Source organism: Phenylobacterium sp., assembly GCF_004799395.1.
GTDB lineage: Bacteria > Pseudomonadota > Alphaproteobacteria > Caulobacterales > Caulobacteraceae > Phenylobacterium.
Genome location: NZ_SSMZ01000171.1, coordinates 48,461 through 56,397, shown reverse-complemented (window position 1 = coordinate 56,397; position 7,937 = coordinate 48,461). Strand labels below are relative to the sequence as shown.

The window sequence follows — 7,937 nt, the reverse complement described above, 5'->3', positions numbered from 1 at the left end:
GGCGCTTTCGATCGTTCTTTCGATCCTGATGGGCTGGCTGCTGAGCCGTGCGATCGCGGGTCCGATCTCCAGGATGACCGACGCCATGGGCAAGCTGGCCTCGGGCGACCACGCGGTGGAGATCCCGGCGGTGGGCCGCAAGGACGAGGTCGGCCGGATGGCCGATGCGGTGCAGCACTTCAAGGACGCGGCCATCGAAAAGGTGCGCCTGGAGGCTGAATCCGCTGAGCAGCGCCGGGCCACCGAGGACGCCCGCAAGGCCGCTGAAGTCGAGCGCGCGGCGACGGCCCAGCAGCAGAGCCAGGTGGTCGACGGCCTGGCCCAGGGCCTGGAGCGACTGGCCGCGGGCGTGCTCACATTCCGCCTGAGCCAGGCGTTTGCGCCGAGCTACGAGAAGCTGCGCGCCGACTTCAACGCGGCCATGGAGCAGATGCAGCGCACCATCTCCGAGGTGGCCACCAACTCGGCCGGCGTGCGCACCGCCTCCACCGAGATCAGCCAGGCCTCCGACAACCTGTCGCGCCGCACCGAGCAGCAGGCCGCCAGCCTGGAAGAGACCGCCGCGGCTCTCGACGAAATCACCGCCACAGTCCGCAAGACCGCCGAGGGCGCGGGCCAGGCGCGTGACGCCGTGGGCTTGGCCCGGGCCGATGCGGAACGCTCCGGCGTCGTCGTCCGCGACGCGGTCGCCGCCATGAGCGAGATCGAGAACTCCGCCCAGCAGATCAGCCAGATCATCGGGGTGATCGACGAGATCGCCTTCCAGACCAACCTGCTGGCGCTGAACGCCGGGGTCGAAGCGGCCCGAGCCGGCGATGCGGGTCGGGGCTTCGCGGTCGTGGCTTCCGAAGTGCGGGCGCTCGCCCAGCGTTCCGCTGACGCGGCCAAGGAGATCAAGGCGTTGATCTCGGCCTCATCGCAACAGGTGGATCGAGGCGTCAACCTGGTCGGCGAGACCGGCAAGGTGCTGGAGCGGATCGTCACCCAGGTCGCCCAGATCAACGGGGTGGTCACCGAGATCGCGGCCTCTGCCGAGGAGCAGTCCACCGGGCTTCAGCAGGTCAACACCGCCGTCAACCAGATGGACCAGGTGACCCAGCAGAACGCCGCCATGGTCGAGGAAGCCACCGCCGCATCCCACGCGCTGACCAGCGAGGCCGACACCCTCGCCCGGCTGATCTCACGCTTCGACGTGGGCGAGGTGAAGGCGCACGGCCATGCGGCGCATACCCCCCAGCCGCAGCCGCGCACGGTCACCGCCATGAAGACCGTCGCCCACCGCTCCGGCGGCGCGGCCCTCGCCACCCATGAAGACAGCTGGGACGAGTTCTAGGAACCGCCATGACCACGATCACAGACGACACCACGGCGGCCCCGCTGGTCCTGGCTGACAGCCTCGACCTGACGGCGGCGGCGCCTCTGGCGGCCGAACTTCTCGCCGCCCGCGGCAAGCCCGCCACTCTCGACGCCTCTGGCGTGCAGCGGATGGGAGCTCAGTGCCTGCAGGTGCTGCTCGCCGCCCGCGCCCTCTGGTCGAGCGATGGCCTGCCCTGGCGGGTGGTCGATCCCTCGCCGGAGTTCGCCGACGCCGCCGCCCTTATGGGCTGCCCCGACCTCGCCCTCGCCACCGCCGTTCAGGACTGATCCCATGAGCATGACCGTTCTCACTGTCGACGACTCCCGGACCATGCGCGAGATGCTGCGCCTGGCGCTGACCGAGGCCGGCTACCGCGTGGTCCAGGCCGAGGACGGCCTGCATGGACTGGAGGTCCTGGCGGCCGAGGCCCCGACGGTCATCGTCACCGACATCAACATGCCGCGCATGGACGGCTTCGGCTTCATCGAGGAGGTCCGCTCGGATCCGCAATACCGCGGCGTGCCGATCCTGGTGCTGACCACCGAGAGCGACGCCGAGAAGAAGAACCGTGCACGGATGGCCGGCGCCACCGGCTGGATCGTCAAGCCCTTCAACCCTGTGAAGCTGGTGGACGCGATCCGCCGCGTCGCCGCCTGAACCTGGACCAGACCGTCATGGATCCCCTAGCGGCAATTCGCGAGACCTTTTTCCAGGAGTGCGAGGAACAGCTCGCCGAGCTGGAAAACGGCCTGCTGGCCATGGAGGCCGGCGACACCGATCCGGAGACGATCAACGCCGTCTTCCGCGCGGTGCACTCGATCAAGGGCGGCGCCGGAGCCTTCAGCCTCGAGGCGCTGGTCCGCTTCGCGCACGTCTTCGAAACGGCGCTGGACGAGATGCGCTCGGGCCGGCTCGCACCCACCAACGAGGTGCTGAAGACCCTGCTGCGCGCCGCCGACGTGCTGGCCGACCATGTGCGCGCCGCGCACGACGGCTCGGCCGTTGATGAGGCGCACACCGCCGAACTCGCCGAAGAGCTGAAGGCGCTTGACCCCAACGGCGCGACCGCCGGCGAGGAGTCCGAAGGCGAAGAGGACTGGGGCGACTTCGAGTTCAAGCCGATGTCCGTCGATGTTCCCGCCGCGCCGGCCGGTCCGAGCGGCTGGCGTGTGAGCTTCAAACCGCGCGCCGACCTCTACGCCAAGGCCAATGAGGCTGCCCTGCTGCTGCGCGAACTCGGCCGCCTTGGCCAGACGACTGTGGAGTTGGACGCCTCCGGTCTCCCGGCGCTCACAGAGCTCGATCCTGAGGCCGCCTACCTGGCCTGGACCGTCACCGTCACCGGCGACGCCGACGAGACGTCGATCCGCGAGGTGTTCGAATTCGTGGACGGCGACTGCGAGCTGGAGGTGAGCCCGTTGGCCGCCGTCGCGGCGGAAGGCGAAGCGTCCGCGACCCCTGTTGAAGATCCCGGCGAGACCCTGGACATCGGCGCCCTGCTGGCGCGTGTGCAAGCTGTGGCGGAACCTCCGTCGCCGCAACAGGTCCCCCCGGCCGCGCCGGCCCCGGCCGCCGTGGCGACCCCGGCAGATCCGTCATCCCCCCCCGACGGCCAGGGTCAGCCCCGCAAGCCGGAGGCCGGCGCCACCATTCGCGTCGACCTGGAGCGCGTCGACCGGCTCATCGACCTGGTCGGCGAGCTTGTGATCAACCAGGCCATGCTGTCCCAGCGGGTCATGGAGGCCGGCTTCGCCCGTGCCTCCGGCGTCGCCATGGGCCTCGATGAGCTGGAGCAGCTCACCCGCGAGATCCAGGACAGCGTCATGGCCATCCGCGCCCAGCCGGTGAAGTCCGTATTTCAGCGGATGCCGCGTCTGGTCCGCGAGGTCGCGGCCATGACCGGCAAGCCTGTCCGTCTGGTCACCGAAGGCGAGGGCACCGAGGTCGACAAGACCGTCATCGAGCGCCTCGCCGATCCGCTGACGCACATGATCCGCAACGCCATCGACCATGGCCTCGAGAGCCCGGAAAAGCGCGCCGCGGCGGGCAAGCCGGCGGAAGGCGTCGTGCGCCTGACCGCGGCCCACCGTTCGGGCCGCATCGTGATCGAGGTCGCCGACGACGGCGGCGGAATCAACCGCGAGCGGGTCAAGTCGATCGCCATCGAGAAGGGCCTGGTCGCGCCTGACGCCGCGCTGAGCGACGAGGAGATCGACAACCTGATCTTCATGCCGGGCTTTTCCACCGCGAGCGAGGTCTCGGACATTTCCGGCCGCGGCGTCGGCATGGACGTGGTGCGCCGCTCCATCCAGGCGCTGGGCGGGCGGATCACCATCTCGTCCCGCCCCGGCAAGGGCTCGACCTTCACCATGAGCCTGCCGCTGACCCTGGCGGTGCTCGACGGCATGGTGGTCTCCGTCCAGGGCCAGACCCTGGTCGCGCCGATCACCGCCATCGTCGAGACCCTGCTTCCCAAGGCCGGCGACGTGCACAGCCTGGGCGGTTCGGCGAGGGTGATCGCCATCCGTGACACCTATGTGCCGCTGATCGACGTGGGCATGGCCCTGGGGTACCGCGCCGGCCCGCTTGACGCGACCCAGGGCGTGGCCCTGCTGATCGAAGGGGAGGGCGGCGCGCGCGCGGCCCTGCTGGTCGACGCCATCCAGGGCCAGCGCCAGGTGGTCATCAAGTCGCTGGAAGCCAACTACCGCCAGGTGCCGGGCGTGGCGGCGGCGACGATCCTCGGCGATGGCCGCGTGGCGCTGATCCTCGACATCGACACCATCGTCGCGGTGTCCCGCGGCGCCGACTCCCTTCGCGCAGAAAAGCGCCTTGCGGCGACAGGTTGAACCTCATGACCCAGACCAACGCCAACCTCAACGCCGCCGGCGGCCTGCGTGAGCTGATCTCCTTCCGGATCGGCGCCCAGGAGTTCTGCGTCGACATCATGGCCGTGCGGGAGATCCGCGGCTGGACCGCGGCCACCGCGCTGCCGCAGTCGCCGCCATTCGTCCGTGGCGTGATCAATCTGCGCGGCGCGGTGCTGCCGATCGTCGACCTGGCCGCGCGCCTGGGCTTCGAAAGCTCCGAGACCTCCGATCGCCACGTGATCATCGTCGCCCAGATCGGCGAGCAGGTCGTGGGCCTGCTGGTCGACGCGGTGTCCGACATCCTCACCGTCACCGACGACGTGATTCAGCCGACCCCGGATGTCGCTTCCGACACGGCCAAGTTGTTCGTGCGCGGACTGCTGGCCATCGACGGCCGCATGATCAGCCTGATCGGTCTGGAGCGCGTTCTCCCCGACTTCGAGCTGGAAGCCGCATGACCGCCACCGCCGCCCTGAAGTCCCGCGCGCCCGCCGCCATGGTCGAAGGGGAATTCCTCTTCACCGAAGGCGACTTCCGCAAGATCGCCGCCATGGTGCATGGCGACGCGGGCATCTCGCTTCATGAAACCAAGGCGACCCTGGTCTACTCGCGCCTGGCCAAGCGCCTTCGTGCGCTGGGCCTGGCGAGCTTCCAGGACTATTGCGCCCTGGTCGCGGGTCAGGACGGCGTGGACGAACGGCAGAAGATGCTGGCGGCCTTGACCACCAACGTCACGCGCTTCTTCCGCGAGCCGCACCACTTCGACCACCTGCGCGACAAGGTGCTGCCTCCACTGCTGGCCGCGGCCAAGGCCGGCGGCAAGATTCGCATCTGGTCGGCCGCTTGTTCCAGCGGCCAGGAGCCCTATTCGGCGGCCATGACGATCCTGTCGCTGGCCCCCGACGCCGCCAACCTCGACATCAAGATCCTGGCCACCGACATCGACCCCAACATGGTCGCTGACGCGCGCACCGGGGTCTATGCTGAAGGGCTGCTCACGGGCATTCCGGCGGAATATCTGCGCCGCTGGACCTCGCCTGCGGCCGGAAGACCCGGCGCGGTGCAAATGGCTGGTGAGGCCCGCGCGCTGATCACATTCAACGAGCTAAACCTGATCGGCGAGTGGCCGATGAAGGGCAAGTTCGACGCCATCTTCTGCCGCAACGTGGCGATCTATTTCGACGACGAAACCCAGGCGCGCCTGTGGAGCCGGTTCGCGCCGCTGCTGCCGCTCGGCGGGCGGCTCTATATCGGCCACTCGGAACGGGTGGCGGGTCCCGCCGCGGCGGCCTTCGAACCGGACGGAATCACCACCTACCGTCTGACGCGGGAGAGCGGACGATGATCCGTGTCCTGATCGTCGACGACAGCGCCACCATGCGCAAGTTGATCGCTGCGTCCCTTTCGGCGGATCCCGAGTTCGAAGTGGTCGGCGAAGCCGCCGACCCGTTGCAGGCCCGCGAGGCGATCAAGGCGCTGAACCCCGACGTCATCACCCTGGACGTCGAGATGCCGAACATGAACGGACTCGACTTCCTCGAGCGGCTGATGCGGCTGCGGCCCATGCCCGTGGTCATGGTGTCGACTCTGACCACCCGCGGCGCGGAGATCACGCTCGCGGCGCTGGAGCTGGGCGCGGTCGACTGCGTGGCCAAGCCCACATCCGGCACGCCGCGCGCCTTCGACGCCCTGCCCGACAAGGTCCGCGCCGCCGCGTCGGCCCGTGTGCGCCCGCAGCGGGTCGCCCCGGCTGCCTGCGAGCCGGACGGCCACTTCGCGCCGGGCGACCGGGTGGTGGCCATCGGATCCTCCACGGGCGGGGTCGAGGCCCTGCTGGCGCTGGTCGAGCGCCTGCCGGCCAACTGCGCGCCGACGGTGATCACCCAGCACATGCCAGCGACCTTCACCAAGAGCTTCGCCGAGCGCCTGAACAGGACCTGCGCGGCCGAGGTGCGGGAAGCCCGCGACGGCGACCCCCTGGCGGCGGGCAAGGTGTTCCTGGCCCCGGGCGGCGACAGCCATCTGGAGATCGACGGGGTCAACCACCTGCGCTGCCGGGTCACGCCCGGCCCGCCGATGAGCGGCCACTGCCCGTCGGTGGACCGCCTCTTCGAGTCCGTGGCGCGCACCGCCAAGGCCCGCGCCGTCGGGGTGATCCTGACTGGGATGGGCCGCGATGGGGCCCGCGGGCTGCTCTCCATCCGCGAGGCCGGCGGCCGCACCCTGGGCCAGAACGAGGCCACGTCAGTGGTCTACGGCATGCCCAAGGCCGCCTTTGAAATCGGCGCCGTCGAACGCCAGCTGCCGCTGGAAAAGATCGGCCCCGCAATCCGTCAACTCACCAACCGGGAAGGGCCCCGCTGATGCCTGCCGCTGCGACTATCAACTGCCTCATCGTCGACGATCAGCAGACCATCCGCTCGCTCGTGCGCAGCGGCCTGCAGGAGCTCGGCTTCAAGAACATCCATGAAGCTCCGGACGGCGAGGAAGGCCTGCGTCAGATGCTGACCCGCCAGGTCGGCCTGGTGATCTCCGATTTCAACATGCCGAAGCTGGACGGTCTGGGCCTGCTGCGCGCGGTGCGGGCTCACCCGCCGATCCAGAAGACCGCCTTCATCATGCTGACCGGCCGGGCCGACAAGGACCTGGTCCAGCGGGCCGTGCAGTTCGGGGTCAACAACTACCTCGTGAAGCCGTTCACGGTGGCGGTCCTGCGCGAAAAGATCGAAGCGGTCTTCGGCGCGCTGCAATGAACCTGACCGCCGCCGATTGGCAGGCCGACCGCAGGGACGCGGCTGCGGGGGCCGAGCCTCGCAAGATCCACGTGATCCAGGGCGAGTTCCACGTCTGCGACGACGCCGACGTGGTGCTGACCACGATCCTGGGATCGTGCGTGGCCGCGTGCGTGCGAGATCCGGTGGCCGGCGTCGGCGGCATGAACCACTTCCTCTTGCCGGGCGAGAGCGGCGGCGAGGGCCTGCGCTACGGCGTCCAGTCGATGGAACTGCTGGTCAACGCGCTCCTGCGCCGTGGCGCGCGCCGCGACCGGCTGGAGGTCAAGCTGTTCGGCGGCGCGCGGCTGATCGACGGGCTCACCGATGTCGGCTCCCAGAACGCCGAGTTCGCCGAGCGCTTCGTGCGCGACGAGGGACTTCAGGCGGCCGGTGGGTCGCTGCGCGGCCGGCGTGCGCGGCGCATCCAGTATTGGCCGGTGAGCGGCCGCGCCCGGCAGGTGCTGCTGGAAGCCGCCAATTCCCGCGTGTTCGCCGCCGAGCGCCCCCGCGCGGCGGCCCCGCCTCCGCCCGAACAATCCGGCGCCCTGGAGCTCTTCTGATGTACAGCGGACCAACCCTGCGCCCCCTGGCCGAGCCGTTGAACCTGGCGGCGATCGAACTGGCCGACCTGGCGCGGCTCAGCGACCGTCTGCAGACGTCGATCGCCCGGCTGACCGCCGACCGCGGAACGCCCGACTCCGGTTTCCTCACCGAGGTTCAGGCCGTCGATCTGTTGAGCCAGCGCCTGGAGGGAATGGCCGCCTTCCTGCGCGTGCTGGCCGCGTCGGCGCCGACCAATGTGACCACCGACGTCCACGCCGCGGTCATGGGGCTGACGCTCGCCGAGCAGGCGCGGCGGCTCTCCGGAGCGCAGCCCGCGCCGGCGGCGCTCGTCGACGATGGCGAGCTGCAGCTGTTCGCGGACCTCGACTAGGC

General features: G+C 69.8%; 10 protein-coding genes. All 10 read left to right on the top strand.

What is annotated here, in order from left to right; translation table 11 throughout:
- Positions 1 to 1,333, top strand: a 1,333-nt coding sequence (locus E8A12_RS11470) for a methyl-accepting chemotaxis protein (protein ID WP_293368761.1), incomplete at its 5' end; no start/stop codon positions are given.
- An 8-nt stretch (positions 1,334 to 1,341) separates the two neighbouring features.
- Entirely contained in the window at positions 1,342 to 1,644 is a 303-nt protein-coding gene (locus tag E8A12_RS11465) for an STAS domain-containing protein (protein ID WP_293368759.1), read from the top strand.
- Positions 1,645 to 1,648: 4 nt separating this feature from the next.
- On the top strand, positions 1,649 to 2,014 hold the full coding sequence (locus E8A12_RS11460; protein WP_293368757.1) for a response regulator: 366 nt from the start codon (positions 1,649 to 1,651) through the stop codon (positions 2,012 to 2,014).
- A 17-nt stretch (positions 2,015 to 2,031) separates the two neighbouring features.
- Positions 2,032 to 4,206, top strand: coding sequence for a chemotaxis protein CheA (locus tag E8A12_RS11455; protein ID WP_293368755.1), 2,175 nt, complete (start codon positions 2,032 to 2,034; stop codon positions 4,204 to 4,206).
- Positions 4,207 to 4,211: 5 nt separating this feature from the next.
- A complete protein-coding gene (locus tag E8A12_RS11450; protein ID WP_293368753.1) occupies positions 4,212 to 4,685 on the top strand; it encodes a chemotaxis protein CheW in 474 nt (157 codons plus the stop codon).
- A complete protein-coding gene (locus E8A12_RS11445) occupies positions 4,682 to 5,572 on the top strand; it encodes a protein-glutamate O-methyltransferase (protein ID WP_293368751.1) in 891 nt (296 codons plus the stop codon). The genes E8A12_RS11450 and E8A12_RS11445 overlap by 4 nt, the downstream gene beginning before the upstream one ends.
- Positions 5,569 to 6,591 carry a chemotaxis response regulator protein-glutamate methylesterase gene (locus E8A12_RS11440; RefSeq protein ID WP_293368749.1) on the top strand — a complete coding sequence of 341 codons (1,023 nt, stop codon included), beginning with the start codon at positions 5,569 to 5,571 and terminating at the stop codon, positions 6,589 to 6,591. The genes E8A12_RS11445 and E8A12_RS11440 overlap by 4 nt, the downstream gene beginning before the upstream one ends.
- On the top strand, positions 6,591 to 6,980 hold the full coding sequence (locus E8A12_RS11435; RefSeq protein ID WP_293368747.1) for a response regulator: 390 nt from the start codon (positions 6,591 to 6,593) through the stop codon (positions 6,978 to 6,980). Before E8A12_RS11440 ends, E8A12_RS11435 begins: the two co-directional genes overlap by 1 nt.
- Positions 6,977 to 7,561 carry a chemotaxis protein CheD gene (locus E8A12_RS11430; RefSeq protein WP_293368745.1) on the top strand — a complete coding sequence of 195 codons (585 nt, stop codon included), beginning with the start codon at positions 6,977 to 6,979 and terminating at the stop codon, positions 7,559 to 7,561. Before E8A12_RS11435 ends, E8A12_RS11430 begins: the two co-directional genes overlap by 4 nt.
- On the top strand, positions 7,561 to 7,935 hold the full coding sequence (locus E8A12_RS11425; RefSeq protein ID WP_293368743.1) for a hypothetical protein: 375 nt from the start codon (positions 7,561 to 7,563) through the stop codon (positions 7,933 to 7,935). The genes E8A12_RS11430 and E8A12_RS11425 overlap by 1 nt, the downstream gene beginning before the upstream one ends.
- Positions 7,936 to 7,937 lie beyond the last annotated feature (2 nt).